This window comes from Aquitalea aquatilis (assembly GCF_005155025.1).
Taxonomy (GTDB): Bacteria; Pseudomonadota; Gammaproteobacteria; order Burkholderiales; family Chromobacteriaceae; genus Aquitalea; species Aquitalea aquatilis.
Window position 1 is genome coordinate 4,050,308 of record NZ_CP039731.1, and the last position, 24,055, is coordinate 4,074,362.

The window sequence follows — 24,055 nt, forward strand, 5'->3', positions numbered from 1 at the left end:
GAACAACAATGACCCCGCTGCTCGACACCATCCACCTGCCCTCCGACTTGCGCGCCCTCAGCCGCCAGCAATTGCCGCAACTGGCCACGGAGCTGCGCGAATTCCTGGTCGACACGGTCAGCAAGACCGGTGGCCACTTTGCCTCCAACCTGGGCAGCATCGAGCTGACCATCGCCCTGCACTATGTGTTCAACACCCCGGACGACCGGCTGGTGTGGGACGTGGGCCACCAGACCTATCCGCACAAGATCCTCACCGGCCGCCGCGAACGCATGGGCAGCATGCGTCAGCAAGGCGGACTGGCCGGTTTCCCCAAGCGCGAGGAATCGCCCTACGACACCTTTGGCGTCGGCCATTCCTCCACCTCCATCGGTGCGGCACTCGGCATGGCGGTGGCCTCCAAGCTGCAGGGGCTGGAACGCAAGTGCGTGGCCATCATCGGCGACGGGGCCATGACTGCCGGTCAGGCTTTCGAGGCGCTCAACAACGCCGGCGCAATGGATACCGACCTGCTGGTGGTGCTGAACGACAACGATATGTCGATCTCGCCCAATGTCGGCGCACTGAACAATTATCTGGCCAAGCTGATGTCCGGCCGCTTTTATGCGGCCATGCGCGAAGGCTCCAGCAAGGTGCTGGGCATTGCCCCGCCGCTGAAGGAAATTGCCAGCAAGGTGGAAGAGCACGTCAAGGGCTTCTTCACCCCCGGCACGTTGTTCGAGGAATTCGGCTTCAACTATATCGGCCCCATCGACGGCCACGATATCGATGTACTGGTGGACACCCTCAAGAACATCCGCAGCCTGAAAGGGCCGCAGTTCCTGCACATCGTCACCAAGAAGGGCCACGGCTACAAGCTGGCCGAGAACGACCCGGTAAAATACCACGGTGTCACCAAGTTCGACCCGGCCAACGGCCTGGCCGGCAGCAAGAGTGGCGGCAAGCCGCAATACACCCAGGTGTTTGGCGACTGGATTTGCGACATGGCCAAGCTGGACCAGCGTCTGGTAGGCATCACCCCGGCCATGCGCGAGGGTTCCGGCCTGGTGCGTTTCGAGAAGGAACACCCGGACCGCTACTTCGACGTGGCCATTGCCGAGCAGCATGCCGTGACATTTGCCGCCGGCCTTGCCTGTGACGGTGCCAAGCCGGTGGTGGCGATCTACTCCACCTTCCTGCAACGCGGCTACGATCAGCTGATTCACGATGTGGCACTGCAAAACCTGCCGGTGCTGTTTGCCATCGACCGTGCCGGCCTGGTGGGGGCGGATGGCCCCACCCACGCCGGGGCCTTCGACATTTCCTTCCTGCGCTGCATTCCCAATATGACGGTGATCACCCCGTCCGACGAAAACGAATGCCGCCAGTTGCTGTATACCGCCTTCCAACTGGACAGCCCCAGCGCCGTGCGCTACCCGCGCGGCGTTGGTCCCGGCGTGGAAATCCAGGCCGACATGGCCGCCCTGCCGCTGGGCAAGGGCGTGCTGCGCCGCAACGGCCAGGGCAAGGTGGCGATACTGGCCTTCGGCAGCATGGTGGCCCCGGCACTGGCTGCCGCCGAAGCACTGGATGCCTCGGTGGCCGACATGCGCTTCGTCAAGCCGCTGGATAGCGCGCTGATCCGCCAACTGGCCGAGCTGCACGACTATCTGGTCACCGTGGAAGAAAACGTCATCATGGGCGGTGCCGGTTCAGCCTGTGGCGAAGCGCTGCACGCCATGGGCCTGCAGCGACCTATACTGCACCTGGGCCTGCCGGACGACTACGTCGAACATGGCGACCCGGCCGTGCTGCTGGCTGACTGCGGCCTGAACGCTGCCGGCATCGAGGCCAGCATCCGCAACTGGTTGCCTCAATAGTAGCCAGAGCGGCTAAGAAAAATAGCGTAGCGCCCCTGGGGCAAGGCGCGCCGACGCAGACAGTACAAGCTGTACGGCAAGGAGGCGCAACGCTGCAACAGGGTTTTTCTTAGCCGCGCCAAACAGAACAAGGGGAAGTCATGGGTGGTTTTGATCTAGCAACATGGCTGAACCTGAAAGGCAGCCCGTTCGAGGCGCTGCCGCTGTTTGTCACCAGCCTGGCCATCGGCCTGCTGATGGGAGTGGAGCGCGAACGCAAGCACCGCACCCTGGCCGGCATCCGCACCTTTCCGCTGACTTCCATCCTCGGCACCTTGACCGCCATGCTGGATGCACCCAGCCACGGTGTGCTGCTGCAAACCGTAGGCCTGCTGGCGGTGGCGTCCTTCGGCTTCCTGCCCGAACGCAGCAGCGACCCCGACAAAACCGAGCCGCGCACCACCACGGTGGCCTCGCTGCTGGTGATGTATTGTCTGGGTGCACTGGTGTGGCATGGCTTTGGCGGCGTGGCCGTGGCGGTCGGCATCGTCACCACCAGCCTACTCTATCTGAAACCCGAACTGTCCGGCATCACCCACAAGCTGGAACGGCGCGACCTGCTGTCGCTGCTGCAGTTTGCCGCCCTGTCCTTCATCGTGCTGCCGCTGCTGCCCAACCGGACCTTCGGCCCCTATCAGGCAGTGAACCCCCATCAGGTATGGCTGATGGTGACGCTGATCGTCGGCATCAGCCTGTCCGGCTATCTGGCGGTAAAGCTACTGGGACAAAAAGTGGGCGGCCCACTGCTGGGCATTCTGGGCGGCCTGGTGTCTTCTACTGCCACCAGCCTGATCTACGCCCGCGAGGCGCGTGCCAATCCGCAATCCATCCAGTTGGCCACTGCCGTCATCCTGCTGGCCAATCTGGTACTGTTCGTGCGGCTGATGGTGCTGGCGGCCGTGGTGCAAACCAGCGTGTTGCCAGCGGTGGCCTGGGTGCTGCTGCCCGGCTTGCTGTGCGGGCTGGCCTGCGCCCTGCTGCAATTGAAGCGTGGCCAGAGCGAGCAGCAACAGCCCGACCTCAAGCTGAGCAATCCGTCCGAAATGAAGCTGGCGCTGGGCTTTGGTGCCATGTTTGCACTGGTGATGTTCTGCGCCGCCTGGCTGAATGCCGAATTTGGCAGCAAGGGCGTGTATGTGGTGGCACTGATTTCCGGCCTGAATGACGTCGATGCCATCACGCTAACCGCCTTCAACCTGTTCGGTGAAAACCGCCTGGATGGCCAGCAGGTGGCCACCACGCTGGTGCTGGCCATTACCGCCAACAACACCTTCAAGTTCGGCCTGATCGCCAGCCTGGGCGGTGCCACACTGGCCCGGCGCTGCCTGCCCACCCTGCTGGCCGCCAGCGCCGGCATGCTGACCGGGCTGCTGGCACTGGGTTGGGGCAGCTAGGCCGCCCTGCGCTGGCGCGACAGGCGCACGATGCACCCCTTGTAAACCTCTCCACTTTCCATCCTGCCCGGAGCCCGCTGACTGTCAAAGCCATAACCCAGCGTGGCCATTTCACGGCAGAAGCCGGCACGGTTGCCACGGTCGGGGTCAACGATGATCACCTCGGCCGCGCTGCTGGCGTGGCTGTCGATGAAGTGTGCCAGCTGGCCCGGCTGCTGGCGTTCGTACAGCACATCGCTGCCAATGATCAGGTCAAAACGCCCCAGCTCCGGATTGCTGCCACTCCAGTCGCCCGCCTGGTATTCCAGCGGTGACAAATGGTTGAGCAACAGGTTTTCCCGCAGGAAGTCCGGGCTCCGCGGATGCCAGTCGGTAACGGTGACATCGCCGTCGCGGCGGTGTACCACCATGCTGGCCAGCGCCAGCCCGGCACCGATTTCCAGCACGCGCAAGCCGGCCAGCGGCTCGCTGCTCATCAGCAGGGCCAGTACGCGGGCCGACGGCCACAACAGGCCGAACAAGGACCAGCTGGCCGGCGAAATGCCGCGTTGTTCGGCCTCGCCCAGCGGGTCGGCATATTGCTGGGAGTCCAGCAGGGAACGAATGTGATAATCGGTGCCGCCAACGGACACCGTTTGCTGCTTGGTCTGATAGCCGGGCATGCCGGGTAGCCTTTACAGGAAGGAAACTGGATTGCACTGCAGGAAACGTTCTGATCGAACGGGCAGTCGCTTCCAGAATCACTCAGGCAAGGGGCATGCGGGGACGAAAAGGCAGTCGGACACCGCGAACCCGTCGTGGCTGCGCGGCTGAAACCGTGTTCAGGGTAACATCTGCCCTGCCCGCCTGCTCATTTTTGTGTGCTGCAACAATGCGGCAGCCAGGCTTAGCCCGCCGGCAACAGCTGCATCAGTGCGCGGCGGATGGTGGCGGCGGTTTGCAGTGGGTATTCCAGCGGAAACAGGTGGCTGCCTTGCTGCTGGTGCATCTGCATGGCGAAATGCTGCTGCATGAAGCGGATGTCCGCCGCCCGCACCACATCGGACTGTGTGCCGGCGATAAAGGCCGTCGGCACGGTGAGCTGACCACGATGGCGCGGAAAATCATGCGGCAGGCCGCAGTAGATCTGATGCTCGATCTGTGGGCGAAACTTCAGCTGGCGGCCACCCTGGCCATTGTCCACCGTGCCATGCCGGGCATAATCGGCCAGGCAGTCCGGGTCGAAACGGGCAAAAGCCGGCTTGCGGGCAAAGTAGTCCTGCACCATCTCCACGCTGGCCCAGTTATCGCGCCGGCGCAGGGTATTGCCACCTGGCGTGACGCGGTCGATGAAGCCCAGCTTCTTGGCCAGCCAGATACCCAGCGAACGGCGCGGCCCCATCAGCGGCGAATCCAGAATCACGATGGCCTTGAACAGTTCCGGCCGTCTGAGCGCCGCGTAAAACAGCAAAAAGCCGCCCAGCGAATGGCCGACACCGAGAATCGGCGTGGCATAATGCTGCCCGACATACTGGATGAGTTCCTCCACCAGCTGCGGCCAGCAGTCGCTTACCGGAAAGCGCGGATCATGGCCGATGGTATCCTGCCAGCCCAGTTCGTAGTCGGTGGCCAGCGCGCCCAGCAGCTTGCCGTATACCGTGGCCGGAAAACTGTTGGCATGTGCAAAATGAATGATGTCCCGCATGATGTGATGTTTCGCCCATATTGTGTTGTTGTGGGTCGATACTACCGTAAAATGGCGGCTGTCCCGCCCGCGTGCGCATCTTGCCGCAGGGCGGCAGGAACCCGGCAGCTGCCTGCTGGTCAACCCTTGCTCTACCAAACTGAACTACGCCATGCCCCAGCCTCTGCTCCGCCTGTTTTCTCCCCTGTTGCGCCTGCTGGCCCTGCTAAGCCTGCTTGGCACCAGCCTCCCGGCGCTGGCAGTCAACCAGGAAGACCTGCTGCCACCGGAAAAGGCCTTCGCCGTCAGTGTGGAGCGCCAGGCCGACCACTTGCTGCTGCAACTGACCGTGGCCGACAACTATTATGTCTACCGTGACCGGCTCTCCTTCAGCACGGAGCCCGCCGGCCTTACCGGCCAGCCGCAACTGCCGGCCGGCAAGGAAAAGCACGATCCCTTTTTTGGCAAGCAGGTGATCTACCTGGGCAAGCAGTTGATCAAGCTGCCGCTGACTGCCGGCGCCCCGGCGCGCTTTCAGCTGAATGTCAAACTGCAAGGCTGCTCCACCGCCGGCGTGTGCTACCCGCCCTATACCCATCACCTGAATATCGACAGCTATGGCAGCGCCCAGAACGGTGGCAACTGGCTGACGGATGCCACGCCGGGAAAGCCGGCGGGTAGTAGCGGCAATCTGGCAGCCAAAGGTTGGCTGGCCACGCTGGGCAGTTTTCTGCTGGCCGGGCTGGGCATGGCTTTCACCGCCTGCATGTATCCGCTGCTACCCATTGTGTCCTCGCTGATTGCCGGCGAAGGCCAGCACATCACCCGCCGGCGCGGCTTCTGGCTATCGCTGACCTATGTGCAGGGCCTGGCGCTCAGCTATACCGTCATCGGCGTGATTGCCGGGCTCACCGGCTCGCTGCTCACCGTCTGGCTGCAACAGCCGGCGGTCATCCTGTCGGCCAGCGTGCTGATGGTGGTGTTTGCGCTATCGATGTTTGATCTCTACACCATCCAGTTGCCGTCGGCACTGCAGTCGCGGCTGGCGGATGCCTCCAACCGTCTGTCCGGTGGCAAGCTGGCCACGGTCTTCGGCATGGGTGTGCTGTCCGCGCTGATCATCGGCCCCTGTGTCGCCCCGCCGCTGGCGCTGGCGCTGGGCTATATCGGCAGCACCGGCGACGCCGTGCTGGGCGGCGCGGCGCTGTACGCCATGGCACTGGGGCTGGGCCTGCCCTTGCTGCTGATCGGCACCTTCGGCGGCCATGTGCTGCCGCGCGCCGGCGGCTGGATGAAGGCGGTCAAGGCCAGTTTCGGCGTGCTGATGCTGGGCCTCGCCATCTGGATGGCCACCCCCTTCCTGCCGGCCAGCCTGGCACTGCTGCTGTGGGCCGCGCTGTGCGTGGGCTGCGCGGTATTTCTCAAGGCCTTCGAAACCCTGCCCGGCAATGCCCATATCAGCCACAAGCTGGGCAAGGGGCTGGGGCTGCTGCTGTTTCTGGTGGGAGCCGCCCAGCTGGCCGGTGCGCTGGCAGGTGAATCCGACCCGCGCTATCCGCTGAAATGGCTGGCCGGCAACAAGGCCCAGGCCGGCGTCAGCCAGTCCATGCATTTTGGCCCGGTCAACGACAACGCCGGGCTGGATGCCGCCCTGGCCGAGGCCCGCGCCCAGGGCAAGCCGCTCTTGCTGGACTTCTACGCCGACTGGTGTGTGTCGTGCAAGGAAATGGAAAGCGACACCTTCCCGGCCCCTGCCGTGGTAGCCAAACTGCAAGGCTATGTGCTGTTGCGCGCCGACGTCACCGCCAACCTGCCGGCGCATCAGGCCCTGCTCAAACGCTTTGGCCTGTATGGCCCGCCCGGCATCATCCTGTTTGACAGCAAGGGCCAGGAGCGCAGCCGGGTAATCGGCTTTACCCCGGCCGCGGACTTCGCCGCCCGCCTGTAATCCCTGTCACCGCGGCTGCCTGCTGACTGACAGCGGGCGGCCTGTCATACCGGCTGCATGATTTTCCCGCTACAATCTGGCTCGCGCAGCCAAAGACGCTGCACTCATTGTCAAACGGACACTTCCATGACCCAAAAGCCCTTCCCCAGCATCAGTGTGATGGCAGTATTGCGCATCGCCGTGATGGGCCTGCTCATCCTGTCCTGCATCAAGGTGATCCAGCCTTTTCTGGGTGCGCTGACCTGGGCCGCCATCATCGCCATCTCGGCCTGGCCGCTGTTTACCCGCCTGCGTCTGCGCCTGAATGGTCGTGCCAAACTGGCCGCCATGTTGATTGTCGGCGGACTGTCACTGACCCTGGCCATTCCCATCGGGCTGATGGCACTGACGCTGGCCGATACCATACCGCAGCTCACCAATATGTCGCGCGACCTCACCAGCTTTCATCTGCCGGATGCACCGAACTGGGTAAGCACCCTGCCGCTGGCCGGGGATTCACTGCACAAGTTCTGGGTAAGTGTGCAGCTTGACCTGCCCGGTTTCATCGAAAAAATCCGCCCGGCCATCAACAAGGCTGCATTATGGGCGCTGGAAAGTGGAGCTTCGGCCAGCCTCAGCATGCTGGAAATCGTGCTGGCCATCGTCATCGCCGGCCTGCTGCTGATCAATGGCGACAAGCTGTGGGACGGGGCCGAGCTGGCTATCAGCAAACTGGGAGGAGCCACCGCCGACGAACTGCCGGAAGTCATCGCCCGCACCATCCGCAGCGTCACCACCGGCGTGGTGGGCACGGCCCTGGCGCAGACCGTGCTGTGTGTGATCGGCCTGTTGATTGCCGGGGTGCCCGGCGCGCTGGTACTGGGCTTTCTCTGCTTCATCGTGGCCGTGGCCCAGCTGCCCACGCTGCTGATCTGGCTGCCGGCGGCGCTGTGGGTGTTCTACACCGGCCAGACCGGGCTGGGTATTTTCCTGCTGGTATGGGGCTTTTTGCTGGTCAACACCATCGACAACGTGCTCAAGCCGTTGCTGATCAGCCAGGGTGCGCAAATGCCGCTGTCCATCATTTTCATGGGGGTGATCGGCGGTTTGCTGGCCTGGGGTTTGCTGGGCTTGTTCATCGGCCCCACCCTGCTGGCGGTGGGCTTTACCCTGTTCCAGCACTGGCTGAAGCCGGAAAACTATCCGGTGGACGATGAAACCGATAGCCAGCCTTGCGTTGAGCCAGAACGGCAGGCCTGATCTACCCGGCCCACTCTGCCTGCAATGAAAAAGCGCCTTGACGGCGCTTTTTCATTTTCTCCAGCACCGATGGTTTACAGCAACTCCAGCGCCACCGCCGTGGCCTCGCCACCACCTATGCACAGACTGGCCACACCGCGCTTGCCACCATGCTGGCGCAGGGCCGATAGCAGCGTCACCATCACCCGTGCGCCGGAAGCGCCGATGGGGTGACCCAGCGCACAGGCACCACCATGCACATTCACCTTGTCGTGCGGCAAGGCCAGATCATGCATGGCCGCCATGGTGACCACGGCAAAGGCTTCGTTGATTTCGAACAGGTCGACATCACCCACCGTCCAGCCGGTCTTGGCCAGCAGTTTGCGAATGGCCCCCACCGGCGCGGTAGTAAACAGCCCCGGCTCCTGCGCATGGGTGGCGTGGGCCAGCAGCCGTGCCAGCGGTTTGAGCCCACGGCGCGCCGCTTCGCTGGCCGTCATCAACACCAGCGCGGCTGCACCATCGGAAATGGAGCTGGAATTGGCAGCGGTCACCGTGCCATCCTCGCGAAACGCCGGCTTGAGGCTGGCAATCTTGTCCAGCCTGGCCTTGAGCGGCTGCTCGTCGATATCCAGTGCCTGTTCGCCATTCTTGCCCGCTACCAGCACCGGGGTGATTTCCTCGCGGAAGCGCCCGGCGGCAATGGCCTCCTGTGCGCGGGTGAGCGAGGCGATGGCAAACGCATCCTGCGCCTCGCGGCTGAAACCGTACTCACCGGCACAGTTTTCGGCGAAGACCCCCATCAGCTTGCCCTTGTCGTAGGCATCTTCCAGCCCGTCCAGAAACATGTGGTCCTTGATCTCGCCATGCCCCAGCCGCAGGCCGCCACGCGCCTTGGGAATCAGATAGGGCGAATTGCTCATGCTTTCCATGCCACCGGCCACCATCACGCTGGCCGAACCCGCCAGCAGCAGGTCGTGTGCCAGCATGGCTGCCTTCATGCCGGAGCCGCACATCTTGTTGATGGTGGTGCAGCCAGCCGCCAGCGGCAGCCCGGCGCCCAGCGCTGCCTGGCGGGCCGGAGCCTGCCCCTGGCCAGCGGGCAGCACGCAGCCCATGATCACCTCATCGACCTCGGTGGCAGGAACGCCTGAGCGCTCCACTGCCGCGCGGATGGCAGCAGCGCCCAACTGGCTGGCGCTCTGACCGGCAAACATGCCCTGAAAGCCGCCCATGGCGGTACGGGCCATGCCCACGATGACAATCGATTCTTGCTGTTGCATCTGTCTGTTCCTTCCTGAATGGCTTGCTTGCCCTGCTATGGTGTTGATGTTGTCTGTTTGCCCAGTGCCTTCTCGCACTGGCTGCGGATCTGGCTGATCTCGCCCATCACCACGCGGATATCGTCCATTTGCTCCTGCAATTGCTGTTCCTTGCGGCTGAGAATGCGGATGAACTCGCGCAATTGCGGTTCGTCGTTGCTGGCGGCGTCGTACAGCTCGAACAGTTCGCGGATCTCCAGCAGGGACAAGCCGATGCGCTTGCCTCGCAGGATCAGCATCAGCCTTACCCGGTCGCGCCGGCTGTAGATGCGGCGCTGCCCCGCCCGCTGCGGCTCCAGCAAACCCTGGTCTTCGTAAAAGCGGATGGTGCGCGTGGTGACATCGAATTCGCGCGCCAGCTCGCTGATGGTAAAAGTCTGTTCGGCCATCGGCCGGCTCCCTGTTGTTGTTTTGGCCCTGCATAAAGCCGCTGGCAAGGGCGGATTGCACCCCTGCCCTGCTTTCTCTTCCCTGATGACTGATTGTTGATTGACGTTGACGTAAACGTCAAGTTATTGTGATAAAAACAACGCAGGAGAACAGCAGATGAGCCTTCGCAACATCGCAGTCGTCGGCGCCGGCACCATGGGCAACGGCATTGCCCAGGTTTTCGCCATGCACGGCTTTGACGTGAAACTGGCGGATGTCAGTGAACCTGCCCTGCACAAGGGGCTGGCCGCCATTCGCAACAGCCTGGCGCGCATGGCGAAGAAAGGCAGCATTGCCGAAGCCGACATCGCCACGGTGCTGTCACACATTCACCCCACTACCCTGCTTGCCGATCTGGCCGACCGCGACCTGGTGGTAGAAGCCGCGACGGAAAATCCGGCCATCAAGGAATCCATCTTCCGCGAGCTGGGCAATATCGTGCGCGCGGATGCCATCCTGGCCTCCAACACCTCCTCCATCTCGCTGACCCGCATTGCCGCCTGGGTGCCACAACCGGAGCGAGTGGTGGGCATGCATTTCATGAACCCGGTGCCGCTGATGCAGCTGGTGGAGATCATCCGCGCCATCCAGACAAGCGACCACACCTACCAGAAGGTATTCGAACTGGCGGTAGACCTGGGCAAGACGCCGGTCACGGTCAAGGATGGCCCGGGCTTTGTCTCCAACCGCATCCTGATGCCGATGATCAACGAAGCCGCCTTTGCCCTGTTCGAAAACCTGGCCACGGCGGAAGACATCGACACCGTGATGAAGCTGGGCATGAACCACCCCATCGGCCCCTTGGCGCTGGCCGACCTCATCGGCCTGGATACCTGCCTGTCCATCATGGACATCCTCCACAGCGAATTCCGTGACAGCAAATACCGCGCCTGCCCGCTGCTGGTACAGCTGGTCGCCGCCGGCCAGCTGGGCCGCAAGAGCGGCAAGGGCTTTTATCACTACGACTGACATACCAAGACGGCAAGCACGCCGCCAAGCACAGGAGACTTGCAGATGAACCAGGCTGTCCCCACCGTCAAGCTGTTGATCAACGGTGAATTTGTCGAATCGCACAGCCAGCAATGGCGCGACATCATCAACCCGGCCACCCAGCAAGTGCTGGCGCGGGTACCCATGGCCACGCCAGACGAGGTGAATGCCGCCGTTGCCAGCGCCAAAGCAGCCTTCAAGAGCTGGAGAAAAACCCCGATTGGTGCGCGAGCCCGGATTTTCCTCAAGTATCAGCAGCTGATCCGCGAACACATGCAAGAGCTGGCCGCCCTGCTCACCGCCGAACAGGGCAAGACCCTGGCCGATGCCGAGGGCGACATCTTCCGTGGTCTGGAAGTAGTGGAACACGCCGCCAGCATCGGCAATCTGCAATTGGGCGAATACGCCGAAAACGTGGCCGGTGGCGTGGATACCTACACTGTGCAGCAGGCACTGGGCGTGTGTGCTGGCATCACGCCTTTCAATTTCCCGGCGATGATTCCGCTGTGGATGTTTCCCATGGCGATTGCCACCGGTAATACCTTTGTGCTGAAGCCGTCCGAGCAAGACCCGCTGGTGACCATGCGGCTGGTGGAGCTGGCGCTGGCAGCCGGCATCCCGGCTGGCGTGCTGAACGTGGTACATGGCGGCGAAGAGGTGGTCAACGCCATCTGCGACCACCCGGACATCAAGGCCATTTCCTTTGTCGGCTCCAGCCGCGTCGGCACCCATGTTTACAACCGTGCCAGCCTGGCTGGCAAACGGGTGCAATGCATGATGGGGGCGAAGAACCACGCCATCGTGCTGCCGGATGCCAACAAGGAACAGGCGCTGAACCAGCTGACCGGCGCGGCGTTTGGCGCAGCCGGCCAGCGCTGCATGGCGCTGAGTGTGGCAGTGCTGGTGGGTGAAGCGCGCAACTGGATTCCCGATCTGGTGGCCAAGGCCAAGTCCCTGCGTGTGGGCGCAGGCAAGGACAACCCCGACCTGGGTCCGCTGATTTCCTGCGCCGCCCGCGAACGGGTGACTAGCCTGATCAATCAAGGCGTGGCCGAAGGTGCGGTGCTGGAGCTGGATGGCCGGGCAGTACAAGTGGATGGCTACCCGGATGGCAACTTTGTCGGCCCCACCATTTTCTCCGGCGTCACCAGCGACATGGCCATCTACCAGCAGGAAATCTTCGGCCCGGTACTGTGCCTGCAGGCGGTGGACACGTTGGACGAGGCCATTGCCATCATCAATGCCAACCCCAATGGCAACGGCACCGCCATTTTCACTCAGAGTGGCGCGGCCGCACGACGCTTCCAGGAAGACATCGACGTCGGCCAGGTAGGCATCAATGTGCCGATTCCGGTGCCGGTGCCGCTGTTCAGCTTTACCGGCTCGCGCGGCTCCAAGCTGGGTGATCTGGGGCCTTACGGCAAGCAGGTCATCCTGTTTTATACCCAGACCAAGACCGTCACCAGCCGCTGGTTCGACGACGAGGCCAGCAGTGGCAAGGTGCAGACCACCATTACGCTACGTTGAGCAGCTCTCAGCTGAGGCGGTAAGCAAGACAAAAAAGATAAAACACCAGCAGCAGACCGCCATCCCCCACCGGCCCGGCTGCTGCAAGAGGAGAAACCGACATGGACTTTGCACTCAACGAACAGCAACTGGCGTTTCAGGACAGCGCGCGTGACTTTGCCAGCAGCCGCCTGGCCCCGTTTGCTGCCGAATGGGATCTGGAAGAAACCTTTCCGCTCACCACCATCCGCGAAGCCGGCGACATGGGTTTTCTCGGCCTGTACACGCCGGAAAGCTACGGCGGGCTGGGGCTGTCGCGGCTGGATGCCGCCATCGTGTTTGAAGAACTGGCTGCCGGCTGCACCTCTACCGCCGCCTATCTCACCATCCACAATATGGTGAGCTGGATGATTGCCAGCTTCGGCAGCCCCGCACTGGCCGGGGAATGGGTGCCGCGCATGGTCAGCGGCGAATTGCTGGGCAGTTACTGTCTGACCGAGCCGGGTGCCGGCTCCGATGCCGCCTCGCTCAAGACCCGTGCCGACAAACAGGGTGATGGCTATGTGCTGAACGGCAGCAAGATGTTCATCTCCGGCGCAGGCAGCACCGATGTGCTGGTGGTGATGGCCCGTACCGGCGGCCCCGGCCCCAAAGGCGTGTCGGCCTTTGTGGTGCCGGCCAATGCGCCCGGTGTGCAATATGGCAAGAAAGAAAAAAAGATGGGCTGGAACAGCCAGCCCACCCGCGCCATCACTTTCGACAATGTGCACATCCCGGCCGGCAACCTGCTGGGCGAGGAAGGCATGGGCTTTGCCTATGCCATGAAGGGGCTGGATGGCGGGCGCATCAATATTGCCACTTGTGCCGTTGGCACCGCCCAGGCCGCACTGAATGCGGCCCAATGCTATGTGCAGGAACGGCAGCAGTTTGGCCAGCCGCTGGCCGAATTCCAGACCGTGCAGTTTCGCCTGGCCGACATGCTGACCGAGCTGGTGGCCGCCCGGCAGATGGTGCGTCTGGCCGCCTTCAAGCTGGATAGCGGCAGCCCGGATGCCAGCACCTATTGCGCCATGGCCAAACGCTTTGCCACCGATCTGTCCTTCAATGTCGCCAATAATGCCTTGCAGCTGTTTGGCGGCTATGGCTATCTGAAGGACTTCCCGCTGGAGCGCCATGTCCGCGATGCCCGCGTGCACCAGATTCTGGAAGGCACCAACGAGGTGATGCGCATGATCGTCGCCCGGCAGTTGCTGAAAGACGGCGCACTGGAAAACCTCCGTTGAGAACCCCTATGCACCCTGTTTGTGTGGTGCATGTTGAAATACAGGGTTGATGTTGTCGACGCAGCCACGACCCCATCAAGCCTGCCGCCGGATGGCAGACCCGAGGTATTAAGAGCTGCTAACAAAACCTCGTAGAGAACCCGGGCCAAGGCGCGCCGCCGCAGACAGTACATGGCGTACGGCAAGGCGGCGCAACGCTGGAGCGGGGGTTTTGTTAGCGGGTCTAAGCGGCTGCATGTTTGAGCCCTGCGACGCTAGCGCAGGGCGAGTTCAGCCGTGCCTCGGGACTGACAGGCCCTGGCAGGCAGCCGCAGGCCAGGCTTACCGGGGTGGCCTTTAGGGGTGGAGGGGATATTTGGCCACGCAAATATCCCCTCCCTGCCGCCGGGCAGCCCCGGCAATCAAAACCGCACCCGCGCAGCGGATTCAAGACAACAAAGATCGTATACAGACTGTAGGCTCTACTTACCAAGTATCGGGAACGCCATGACACATTACGCTCATCTGCAAGTGGAAATACGCAGCCACACCGCCCAGGTCACCATCGACAACCCGCCAGCCAATACCTGGAACCGCGCCAGCCTGAACGCGCTCAAGCAGCTGGTGGCAGACCTGAACGCGGACGACAACATCTACGCGCTGGTGATCACCGGCAGTGGCAGCAAGTTCTTTTCCGCCGGGGCCGACCTCAACCTGTTTGCCGACGGCAACAAGCTGGTGGCCACCGAAATGACCATGCTGTTTGGCGAGGCTTTCGAGGCGCTGGCGGCTTTCCGTGGCGTCAGCATTGCCGCCATCAATGGCTACGCCATGGGCGGCGGACTGGAATGCGCATTGGCCTGCGATATCCGCATTGCCGAGGTACAGGCACAAATGGCGCTGCCGGAAGCCGCTGTCGGCCTGTTGCCCTGCGCCGGGGGCACCCAGCAACTGCCATGGCTGGTGGGCGAAGGCTGGGCCAAACGCATGATTCTGTGTGGCGAGCGGGTGGACGCCGATACCGCCGAGCGCATCGGCCTGGTTGAAGAGGTGGTTGGCCAGGGCCAGGCGCTGGAAGCCGCGCTCAAGCTGGCGGAAAAAGTGGCCCGGCAGTCGCCCTCCTCGGTCAAGGTGTGCAAGCAGCTGGTACAGCGCGCGCGCATCGAGCCGCCCGGCTATAACCTGATTCACGAACGCGAGCAGTTCATAAAGCTGTTCGACACTGCCGACCAGCAGGAAGGCGTGCAGGCCTTCCTCGCCAAACGTACGCCACAATGGCACAACCGCTGACAGGAGCCGCCATGGACACCGTACTGTTTGAACAACTGCCTTGTGCCGACGGCAAGCGCCTGGGCATTGCCACCCTCAACAGCGAAAAATCGCTGAACGCGCTGACGCTGGAAATGATTCGTCTGCTGCAGCCACAGTTGGCCGCCTGGGAGGCCGACCCAAACATCGCCGCCGTGCTGCTGCGCGGTGCCGGCGAAAAAGCCTTCTGTGCCGGTGGCGATGTGCGCGCCTTGCGCGAGGCCTTGCTGGCCGACGACAGCCACCCACAGCCGCAGGTGCTGGCCTTCTTCCACGAAGAATACATGCTGGACTACCACATCCACTGCTATGCCAAGCCGCTCATCGTCTGGGGCCACGGCATCGTGATGGGTGGCGGGCTGGGACTGATGGCCGGGGCCAGCCACCGCGTGGCCACCAGCGCCACCCGCATTGCCATGCCGGAAATCACCATCGGCCTGTATCCGGACGTGGCCGGCAGCTGGTTTCTGCAACGCATGCCGGCCCGCGTAGGGCTGTTCCTCGGCCTGACTGGCGCACCGCTGAATGCGCACGACGCGCTGATCTGCAATCTGGCCGACCACGTACTGGACACTGACGCCTGGCCGCTGCTGCTGGAGCAGCTGCAGCAGCAATACTGGGATGCCGACACCGCCACCCGCAGCGCCCAGGTTTCCGCCCTGCTCAGCCAGCTGGAACAGGCCGCACGCAGCAGCCTGCCGGCGTCCAATGTCGCCCCCAACCTATTGGCCATCCATCAGCTGATGACCCAGGGCGATCTGGCCACAGTGGCCGATGCCCTCGGCAATCAGGACTTCGACAACGACTGGCTGGCGAGCGCAGCCAAAAACTTCCGCCACGGCTGCCCGGTGTCGGCTGCCGTCACCTGGGAAATCTTCCAACGTGCACGACACCTGTCGCTGGCCGAAGCACTGCGCATGGAGCTGATCCTGTCGCTCAATTTCTGCCACAAGCCGGACTTCCGCGAGGGTGTGCGCGCCCTGCTGGTAGACAAGGACAGACAGCCGCAATGGCATTACCGCCAGCTAGCCGACATCCCGCAGGACTGGGTGGACAGCCACTTTGTGGCACCGTGGCCGGCAGCGGAACATCCGCTGGCCAGCTTGCAGTAAGCAGGGATTGCACAACTAGAGGAGAGACCGCATGTCACACATCGCCTTCATCGGCCTGGGCAATATGGGTGGGCCGATGGCGCTCAATCTGGTGGCCAAGGGTTTTAGCGTCGCCGCTTTTGATTTGTCCGCCGACGCGCTGGCCAGGCTGCAAGCAGCCGGTGCCCGTGCCGCCAGCAGCGCCCTGGACGCAGTGCAAGGGGCCAGCGTGGTGATTTCCATGCTGCCGGCCGGCAAGCATGTGCAGGCGCTGTATCTGGGCGAGCAAGGACTGTTTGCCAAGCTGCCCGCCGCTACGCTGGTGATCGACTGCAGCACCATTTCCGCCAGCGATGCGCGCAAAGTAGCCGATGCTGCCAGCGCGGCCGGCCTGCGCATGCTGGATGCGCCGGTATCCGGCGGCACGGCAGGTGCTGCGGCCGGCACCCTTACCTTCATCGTCGGTGGTGCCGAGGCCGATCTGACAGAAGCCCGACCACTGCTGGAGGCCATGGGCAAGAACATCTTCCACGCCGGTGGCAACGGTGCCGGCCAAACCGCCAAGATCTGCAACAACATGCTGCTGGGCATCCTGATGGCGGGCACCGCCGAAGCGCTGGCGCTGGGGGTGAAAAACGGGCTGGACCCGGCCGTGCTGTCCGACATCATGCGCAACAGCTCTGGCCGCAACTGGGCGCTGGAACTGTACAACCCCTGGCCGGGGGTGATGGAAAGCGCACCGGCCAGCCGTGGCTATAGCGGCGGCTTCATGACCGCGCTGATGCTCAAGGACCTGGGCCTAGCCGAAGCGACCGCGCTGGACAGCCACGCCGCCACGCCCATGGGCGCTCTGGCGCGCAATCTGTATGAAAGCCATGCGGCTGAGGGCAAGGGTCAGCTGGATTTTTCCAGCATCCTGCAGCACTTCTACCATCAGGATTGAAACACCCCACGCTGACATCAGCCCGGCCCATGCGCCGGGCTTTTTCATGCCTGCGCTACACGCATCAGGGCCATTCGGCCTGTTGCAGCAAAATGGTGGAAACCTCGCAAACGGCAGGCAGTCCAACGGCCTTCATGACGACGTATTCAACCGCTCAGGAAACCAGCCATGAACACCAGAAAACTACTTACCACCGCCCTGCTGCTGGCCGCTGCCAGCCAGGCATCCAGCGCCGCCGGCGTGCTGAATGTCTACAACTGGTCCGACTACATTGCCAAGGACACCATTCCCGGTTTTGAAAAGCAGACCGGCATCAAGGTGCGCTACGACAACTACGACAGCAACGAAACCCTGCAATCCAAGCTGCTGACCGGCAGCTCGGGCTACGACATCGTCACCCCCACTTCGGACTTCATGGCCAAGCAGATTCAGGCTGGTGCCTTCCAGAAACTGGACAAGAGCAAGCTGCCCAATCTGCGCAATCTGGACCCGGCGCTGATGGCCAAGATAGCCGGGGCCGACCCCGGCAACCTGTACGGCATCCCCTGGGCCTATGGCACCGATGGCCTGGGTTACAACCTGACCAAGGTGCAGCCGCTACTGGGCAAGGACACCCCGCTGGACGAGTGGGATGTGCTGTTCAACCCGCAAAAAGCCGCCAAACTGAAAGGCTGCGGCATCTCGGTGCTGGACGATGCCAAGGCAGTATTCGCCACCACCCTGCACTACCTGGGCAAGGCCCCCAACAGCCGCAACCCGGCCGACTATCAGGCCGCCTTCCAGACCCTGCAAAAAATACGCCCCTATATCAAGCGCTTCAGCTCGTCCGGCTATATCAACGAACTGGCCAATGGCGACATCTGCATGGTGCTGGGCTATTCCGGTGACGTGGTGATTGCCAAGGCGCGGGCGGCGGAAGCCAAACGCCCTTATCAACTGGCCTACACCATTCCCAAAACCGGTGCACCGCTGTGGTTTGACGTAATGGTGATTCCCAAGGGCGCAAAGAATGTGGACTCGGCACTGCAGTGGATCAACTACATGCAAACCCCACAAGTGAATGCCGGCATCACCAACACCGTGTTCTACCCCACCGCCAATGCGGCAGCGCGCAAGTTCGTAAAACCGGAGATTGCCAACGACCCGGCCATCTACCCGCCGCCAGCCATGATCAACAAACTATTCCTGCTGGAACCGCTGCCGGCTGACATCATGCGCCTGCAAAACCGCTTGTGGACACAGCTGAAGACCGGACGCTGATCACCTCGGTCTAGTCAAGAAAAAAGGGGCCCAAAGCCCCTTTTTCTGTTGTGCCAGACACCGGATCAAACGCGTTCGCGCAACTCATACCCTGCCGCCGTCAGTGCCTTGCGCCATTCCGTGACGGCAATGTCCACCAGCTGGCGCTGGCCGGTAAAGCCGAAGTCGATATGCATCTGCGGGATGGTGTCGTTGCCAAAGCTGGGCAGGCTGGACAGTTTGAGCGCCGGATAGCGCTGGCTGAAGTCCTGCATCAGGGTAATCAGGTCACCCTCGCGCGCGTTGAGCGCGATCACCCCGGCCTCGACATCCGGGCTATCATTGAACAGCTCGCGGTACTGGCTATCCAGCACCCATTCGATCATCGGCCAGGCCATGGCCGGGAAGCCCGGCACGAAATGCACATGGCCGTGCGAGAAACCGGCAATCTGGTTGACCGGATTAGGGATGATGCGGCTGCCTTGCGGGAACTTCGCCATATTGATGCGGTGCGGATAGGCATCCGCGCCAAATCTCGCCTCGATCAGCGCACCGGCTACCGGATGGACTTCCAGCGCCAGGCCCAAGGCCTGGGCTGCGCAGGCGCGCGTGTGGTCGTCCGGCGTCGCGCCGATGCCACCAAAGCTGAACACCAGTTCACCGCTGGTAAAAGCGCGTTGCAGCGTGGCGGTGATGCGGGCTGGATCATCGCCCACATAGTCAGCCCACGCCAGGCTCAGGCCGCGTGCAGCCAACATGTGGATCAAGGCCTGCAGATGCTTGTCCTGACGCTTGCCGGACAGCAGTTCGTCACCAATGATGATGGCACCGATTTTCACGCACTCACCTCGTCAAATCAGGGCTGCGCAGTAGGCTGAGCCGGTTTGTCATGCAGCCAGCCGCGCGCCGTATAGAAAAGAATCCCCAGCCACTCGCGCAAGGCGGAGTGGCACTCCTGCATGGCCCGGCCAGTAGGCAGATACCAGGCCAGCCCCCCGCCATCATAGCGGACAAAACCGGTAGGTGCGGGCTGCACTTGCAAGCCTTCTGCCGTAAAAAACGGCAAGGCCCGGCGCAGATGCCAGCCCTGGCTGACCAGTGCAATACGTGTGACTCCGGCCTTTTTCAGCAGGCCGGCACTATAGCGTGCATTCTCGAGTGTGGTATTGGACTGTATTTCCACCCAGCGTACCGGCAGGCCGTAGTCCTGCTGCAAGGTGCGCGCCATGACTTCGCCCTCCGCCTCGCCCCCCAGCGGTGAGCCGCCGGTGACCAGCAGCGGCAGCTGACTGCGCCGGGCCAGCCAGGCGGCATAGCGCAGGCGGCTGAGGGTATCCGCGGCGGGTTCGTTACGGCCGTACTCCGGGGCCGGCTTCTTGCCGCCACCCAGTACCACGATGGCCTGGGCCTGCTGCAATTGGCTCGCAGTGATGGGTGGATATTGTTCCAGCCCGGCACTCAGCCACATGGCGGTACGGGGAATGGACAGGCCATAGGCCAGAAACAGGCCGCCCAGCAGCAGCACCCAGCCAGCAAGCGGGCGCGAACGCAATAACAGCGTGCCAGCCAGTATCGGCAGGATGAATAGTAGCGGGGGTAATAAAAAGGCCCCGAAGAGCTGGTGAACCAGTACTTCGGGGCTAATCGTTGCTGTCATTGAAGACTCGTTTGCTTACTCGCCGAGGTAGGCGTTACGTACGCGTTCGTCGTCGAGCAATTCGCGCGCCGGGCCACCCATGGTGATACGGCCGCTTTCCATCACATAGCCACGCTGCGACACTTCCAGCGCCAGCTTGGCGTTCTGCTCTACCAGCAGCATGGTCACGCCTTCCTTGGCAATCATCTGGATGATTTCGAAAATCTTTTCCACGATGATCGGCGCCAGGCCCATGGACGGCTCGTCCAGCAGCAAGAGCTTGGGCTTGGACAGCATGGCACGGCCCATGGCCACCATTTGCTGTTCGCCGCCGGACAAGGTGCCGGCCAGCTGCTTGAAACGCTCTTTCAGCCGCGGGAACAGCTCGTATACGCGCTCGATTTCGCCCTGGATGGCAGCGGTATCATTGCGGTAGTAGGCACCCATTTGCAGGTTCTCTTCCACCGTCAGCTTGCTGAAGATGCCGCGACCTTCCGGCACCATCACCAGGCCATGACGCACATAGTCATAGGACGGAATGGTTCCGTTCAGCTTGCCATCGTAGCTGATGCTGCCACCGGACGGCTTGACCATGCCGATCAGGGTTTTCAGGGTGGTGGTCTTGCCGGCGCCGTTGGCACCGATCAGCGTCACCAGTTCGCCCTGGTCAATATGGAAATCGATCCCTTTGACAGCCTGAATGCCGCCGTAGGCCACTTGCAGGTTTTTAACTTCTAAGAGACTCATGCGTGTGCCGCTCCCAAATAAGCCTCAATCACTTTCGGGTTTCTGCGTACTTCTTCCGGGATGCCTTCGGCAATTTTCTTGCCGTAGTCCAGCACCGCGATACGGTCACACAGGCCCATCATGAGCTTGACGTCGTGTTCAATCAGCAAAACCGTGGTGCCGCTCTTGGCAATCTTGCTCATCAGATCCTTGAGCGACTCGGTTTCACGCGGGTTCATACCGGCAGCCGGTTCGTCCAGTGCCAGCAGCTTGGGCTCGGTAGCCAGCGCACGGGCAATTTCCAGACGGCGCTGGTGGCCGTAGGACAGGTTGCGGGCACGCTCGTTGGCCACATCGGCAATGCCGACGTATTCCAGCAGTTCCCAGGCCTTGTCGGTAATCGACTGTTCTTCGGCACGGGTACGGCGGTCACGCAATACCGCACCCAGCGCACCGGCCTTGGAACGGATGTGGCGACCCACCATCACGTTTTCCAGCGCGGTCATTTCGGCAAACAGGCGAATGTTCTGGAAGGTACGGGCAATCCCGGCTTCCACCACGATGTGCGGCTTGGCCTGGAACAGGTTCTTGCCGTCGAAGGTGAAGGAGCCTTCGTCAGGCACGTACAGCCCGGTCAGCACGTTGAACAGCGTAGTCTTGCCGGCGCCGTTAGGACCGATCAGACCGTAGATCTCACCCTTGTTGATGGTGAGGCCGACGCCGCTCAGCGCGTGCAAGCCACCAAAACGCTTGTTGATGCCTTCGATTTTCAGCAGTACTTCAGCCATGACTTAACCTTTCTGCGCCGCCGCGTCTTTGGCGTCCTTGAACTCAGCCTTGCGGCGTTTGGACGGCAGCATGCCTTCCGGACGAACCAGCATCATCACTACCATGGCAATGCCGAACAGCAGCATGCGGGCATTTTCCGGGTCGATCAGCATGCGACCCATGGTCTTCATCTGCAGCGGGCCAATCACGTCACGCAGGATTTCCGGCGCAATGGTCAGCACCACGGCACCCAGGATCACACCGGCGATATTGCCCATGCCGCCCAGTACGATCATGGCCAGGATCATGATGGACTCCAGCAAGCTGAAGGATTCCGGCGAGACAAAGCCCTGGAAGGCAGAGAACAGGCCACCAGCCACACCACCGGACAGCGCGCCCAGTGCAAAAGCCAGCAGCTTGATGTTGCGGATGTTGATACCCATGGCGGAAGCCGCCACCTGGTCTTCACGCAGTGCCACCCAGGCACGACCGATACGGGAGTGCTGCAGGCGGGAAGCCATGATCACCACCAGCACAGTCAGCGCCAGGAACAGATAGTAGTACAGATAAACCGGCGGCAGGTTCAGGCCGAACAGGCTGATCGGGGTACCCAGATCTACACCCGCCACGTGGATGGGATCGATCAGGTTGATACCTTGCGGGCCGTTGGTGATATTGATCGGCGCATTCAGGTTGTTCATGAAAATACGCACGATTTCACCAAAACCCAGCGTCACGATGGCCAGATAGTCACCCTTCAGGCGCAATACCGGCGTACCGAGCAGAACACCGAAGAAGGCGGCAAACAGCGCCCCCAGCGGGATGGTGACATAGAAGGGCCAGTGAATGCCGAAGTGCGGCGAACTCAGCAGGGCATACGTGTAAGCACCCACTGCGTAGAAGGCGATGAAGCCCAGGTCGAGCAGGCCGGCAAAGCCCACCACGATGTTCAGGCCCAGCGCCAGCATCACGTACAGCAGCGCAAAGTCGACGATACGTACCCAGGAATTACCCAGCGCACCACCCACCACAAACGGCAGGACACACAGAGCAATACCGCAGGCAATAAACAGCCCGAGTTTTTTGGAATCGAGTGCCTTGGTCATATTATTTCTCCCCCAGATCAGGCACGGTCAGCCATCTTTTCGCCCAGCAGGCCGGACGGACGGAAAATCAGCACCAGGATCAGCACCATGAAGGCAAAGATGTCCTGGTAGTTGGAACCCAGGAAACCACCGGTCAGCTGGCCGATATAGCCGGCACCCAGGCTTTCGATGATGCCCAGTAGAATGCCACCCGCTACCGCACCACCCAGGTTGCCGATACCACCCAGCACTGCAGCGGTAAACGCCTTCAGGCCGATCATGAAGCCCATATAGTAGTGAGCTTGCGAGTAGTTGGTCGCGACCATCACACCGGCAATCGCACCCAGGCCGGAACCCAGCATGAACGTGGCGGAGATGATGGTGTTGACATTGACACCCATCAGGCCGGCCACAGTCGGGTTCTGGCTGGTTGCACGCATGGCACGGCCCAGCTTGGTTTTTTCAACCATCACCAGCAAGCCAGTCATCAGCACCACGCACAGCACCACGATCATGACCTGCAGCTTGGTAATGCTGGCACCCATGATGCTGACAGTATCGGAGTTGAGCAGGTCAGGGAAAGGAATGTAGTTGCGGCCCCAGATCAGGATAGCCACCTGCTGCAGCGTGATGGACAGGCCGATCGCGGTAATCAGCGGGGCCAGTCGTTGTGCGCCACGCAGCGGACGGTAGGCCACCCGCTCAATGACGAAGCCCAGCAGGGCACATGCCGGAATGGCCACCAGCGTACCGATCAGTACGATGGCCCAGCCCGGCAGGTCTACACCGGAATGCGTCAGCGTAGAGACAACGGTAATACATACCATGGCACCGAACATCACGACTTCGCCATGGGCGAAGTTGATGAGCCCCATGATCCCGTACACCATGGTGTAACCCAGCGCGATCAGCGCATAGATACTACCAAGTACCAGACCATTGAGGATCTGTTGGATAAAAATGTCCACGTGGGAGATCTCCTTTGATTAAACGACCCAGCAGCTTGTAGGGCTTACCCTCTTCTTATGCCACCTGTAGTTGTATAGCCTGTCGTATTGAACCATTTTTCTGGTTTCTGTCTGACAGCCGCACGGATTATGCGTGTGGATTCAATCGACTGTCAATCTTAAAAACCGGCAAAAAACGGCTAAAAAGCAAATCATTTAAAAACTTTGCATGTTATTGATTTTATTTAGTTTTTTCAGGCAATAACGCTGCGCCGCAACAAGATAAAATTGGATATCTTCGCTACGCCGTGCCACACCTGCCCAAGCATGCATTTTCACATTTTTGACATGTTTCCCCTTGATATTCTTCGTTTTCGAAAAGATATGTTCATTCACATTCCAAAGTGAACATAGAATTTTCGCAGTCATTCGAATGTATACAATCTTCGGGATACAATCCAAAGCATTACACTAAGGCATAGCTGGCGAGAAAATTCTCATGGCTGCGCACGTATCCTGATGAATCAAACCCGATAAAACTCACTCTACGTCCCCCTAGAGCAAAAGTCGGGCCAGATTTTTACGCTGAAAAAGCCCCGCCCTGCCCCATAATGCGGCAGAAATCTCCCAAACGCCCCAAAAAGAATCCTGCTGGCACCGCCACTGCCAGCTGGCCGCTACC

Annotated in this window: 21 protein-coding genes; 11 read left to right on the plus strand and 10 right to left on the minus strand. The window is 61.6% G+C overall.

Annotated features, from left to right (window positions below; genetic code table 11):
- Nucleotides 1–8 precede the first annotated feature (8 nt).
- Both dxs and FAZ30_RS18855 read left to right on the plus strand, forming a co-directional pair.
- Complete coding sequence (dxs, locus tag FAZ30_RS18850; RefSeq protein WP_124643664.1) at nt 9–1,859, plus strand: 1-deoxy-D-xylulose-5-phosphate synthase; 1,851 nt, start codon at nt 9–11, stop codon at nt 1,857–1,859.
- 140 nt (nt 1,860–1,999) lie between these two features.
- Nucleotides 2,000–3,292: an MgtC/SapB family protein gene (locus FAZ30_RS18855; protein ID WP_124643663.1), complete on the plus strand. Its 1,293-nt coding sequence runs from the start codon at nt 2,000–2,002 to the stop codon at nt 3,290–3,292.
- Here FAZ30_RS18855 and FAZ30_RS18860 read toward each other — a convergent pair.
- A complete protein-coding gene (locus FAZ30_RS18860) occupies nt 3,289–3,954 on the minus strand; it encodes a class I SAM-dependent methyltransferase (RefSeq protein ID WP_124643662.1) in 666 nt (221 codons plus the stop codon). The two genes, FAZ30_RS18855 and FAZ30_RS18860, sit on opposite strands and share 4 nt — an antisense overlap.
- A gap of 224 nt (nt 3,955–4,178) precedes the next feature.
- On the minus strand, nt 4,179–4,976 hold the full coding sequence (locus FAZ30_RS18865; RefSeq protein WP_124643661.1) for an alpha/beta fold hydrolase: 798 nt from the start codon (nt 4,974–4,976) through the stop codon (nt 4,179–4,181).
- A 151-nt stretch (nt 4,977–5,127) separates the two neighbouring features.
- Here FAZ30_RS18865 and dsbD point away from each other — a divergent pair, with 151 nt between their 5' ends.
- Nucleotides 5,128–6,903, plus strand: coding sequence for a protein-disulfide reductase DsbD (gene dsbD, locus FAZ30_RS18870; protein WP_124643660.1), 1,776 nt, complete (start codon nt 5,128–5,130; stop codon nt 6,901–6,903).
- Nucleotides 6,904–7,029: 126 nt separating this feature from the next.
- A complete protein-coding gene (locus tag FAZ30_RS18875) occupies nt 7,030–8,142 on the plus strand; it encodes an AI-2E family transporter (RefSeq protein WP_124643659.1) in 1,113 nt (370 codons plus the stop codon).
- A 74-nt stretch (nt 8,143–8,216) separates the two neighbouring features.
- Here FAZ30_RS18875 and FAZ30_RS18880 read toward each other — a convergent pair whose 3' ends face one another.
- A complete protein-coding gene (locus FAZ30_RS18880) occupies nt 8,217–9,404 on the minus strand; it encodes an acetyl-CoA C-acyltransferase (RefSeq protein WP_124643658.1) in 1,188 nt (395 codons plus the stop codon).
- Between the two features lie 35 nt (nt 9,405–9,439).
- Nucleotides 9,440–9,832 (minus strand): MerR family transcriptional regulator, encoded by a 393-nt coding sequence (locus tag FAZ30_RS18885; protein WP_124643657.1) that lies wholly within the window; start codon nt 9,830–9,832, stop codon nt 9,440–9,442.
- Nucleotides 9,833–9,989: 157 nt separating this feature from the next.
- Between FAZ30_RS18885 and FAZ30_RS18890 the strand changes: the two genes are divergently transcribed.
- The 7 genes from FAZ30_RS18890 (at nt 9,990) to FAZ30_RS18920 (ending at nt 18,232) form a co-directional block, all read left to right on the plus strand.
- Nucleotides 9,990–10,841 carry a 3-hydroxybutyryl-CoA dehydrogenase gene (locus FAZ30_RS18890; protein WP_124643656.1) on the plus strand — a complete coding sequence of 284 codons (852 nt, stop codon included), beginning with the start codon at nt 9,990–9,992 and terminating at the stop codon, nt 10,839–10,841.
- Nucleotides 10,842–10,886: 45 nt separating this feature from the next.
- Nucleotides 10,887–12,389 carry a CoA-acylating methylmalonate-semialdehyde dehydrogenase gene (locus FAZ30_RS18895; RefSeq protein ID WP_137010024.1) on the plus strand — a complete coding sequence of 501 codons (1,503 nt, stop codon included), beginning with the start codon at nt 10,887–10,889 and terminating at the stop codon, nt 12,387–12,389.
- A gap of 101 nt (nt 12,390–12,490) precedes the next feature.
- Entirely contained in the window at nt 12,491–13,651 is a 1,161-nt protein-coding gene (locus tag FAZ30_RS18900; RefSeq protein ID WP_124643654.1) for an acyl-CoA dehydrogenase family protein, read from the plus strand.
- Between the two features lie 486 nt (nt 13,652–14,137).
- Nucleotides 14,138–14,920 carry an enoyl-CoA hydratase gene (locus FAZ30_RS18905; RefSeq protein ID WP_124643653.1) on the plus strand — a complete coding sequence of 261 codons (783 nt, stop codon included), beginning with the start codon at nt 14,138–14,140 and terminating at the stop codon, nt 14,918–14,920.
- Nucleotides 14,921–14,931: 11 nt separating this feature from the next.
- Nucleotides 14,932–16,050 (plus strand): enoyl-CoA hydratase/isomerase family protein, encoded by a 1,119-nt coding sequence (locus tag FAZ30_RS18910; protein WP_124643652.1) that lies wholly within the window; start codon nt 14,932–14,934, stop codon nt 16,048–16,050.
- Between the two features lie 31 nt (nt 16,051–16,081).
- On the plus strand, nt 16,082–16,972 hold the full coding sequence (gene mmsB, locus FAZ30_RS18915; RefSeq protein WP_124643651.1) for a 3-hydroxyisobutyrate dehydrogenase: 891 nt from the start codon (nt 16,082–16,084) through the stop codon (nt 16,970–16,972).
- Between the two features lie 168 nt (nt 16,973–17,140).
- Entirely contained in the window at nt 17,141–18,232 is a 1,092-nt protein-coding gene (locus tag FAZ30_RS18920) for a polyamine ABC transporter substrate-binding protein (RefSeq protein WP_124643650.1), read from the plus strand.
- Nucleotides 18,233–18,297: 65 nt separating this feature from the next.
- Here the strand turns inward: FAZ30_RS18920 and FAZ30_RS18925 are convergent, their stop codons facing one another.
- From FAZ30_RS18925 to FAZ30_RS18950, 6 genes are read right to left on the minus strand one after another with little or no spacing between them, the layout of a single operon-like run.
- The gene (locus FAZ30_RS18925) at nt 18,298–19,050 is read right to left on the minus strand and encodes a competence/damage-inducible protein A (protein ID WP_124643649.1); all 753 of its coding nucleotides are present in this window, start codon (nt 19,048–19,050) and stop codon (nt 18,298–18,300) included.
- Nucleotides 19,051–19,067: 17 nt separating this feature from the next.
- Nucleotides 19,068–19,868 (minus strand): YdcF family protein, encoded by an 801-nt coding sequence (locus FAZ30_RS18930; protein WP_137010025.1) that lies wholly within the window; start codon nt 19,866–19,868, stop codon nt 19,068–19,070.
- Between the two features lie 15 nt (nt 19,869–19,883).
- Nucleotides 19,884–20,594 (minus strand): ABC transporter ATP-binding protein, encoded by a 711-nt coding sequence (locus FAZ30_RS18935; protein WP_124643647.1) that lies wholly within the window; start codon nt 20,592–20,594, stop codon nt 19,884–19,886.
- Nucleotides 20,591–21,361 carry an ABC transporter ATP-binding protein gene (locus FAZ30_RS18940; protein WP_124643646.1) on the minus strand — a complete coding sequence of 257 codons (771 nt, stop codon included), beginning with the start codon at nt 21,359–21,361 and terminating at the stop codon, nt 20,591–20,593. The genes FAZ30_RS18935 and FAZ30_RS18940 overlap by 4 nt, the downstream gene beginning before the upstream one ends.
- Nucleotides 21,362–21,364: 3 nt before the next feature.
- Nucleotides 21,365–22,447 (minus strand): ABC transporter permease subunit, encoded by a 1,083-nt coding sequence (locus tag FAZ30_RS18945; protein ID WP_124643645.1) that lies wholly within the window; start codon nt 22,445–22,447, stop codon nt 21,365–21,367.
- A gap of 17 nt (nt 22,448–22,464) precedes the next feature.
- Nucleotides 22,465–23,394: a branched-chain amino acid ABC transporter permease gene (locus tag FAZ30_RS18950; RefSeq protein WP_124643644.1), complete on the minus strand. Its 930-nt coding sequence runs from the start codon at nt 23,392–23,394 to the stop codon at nt 22,465–22,467.
- Between the last annotated feature and the right edge of the window lie 661 nt (nt 23,395–24,055).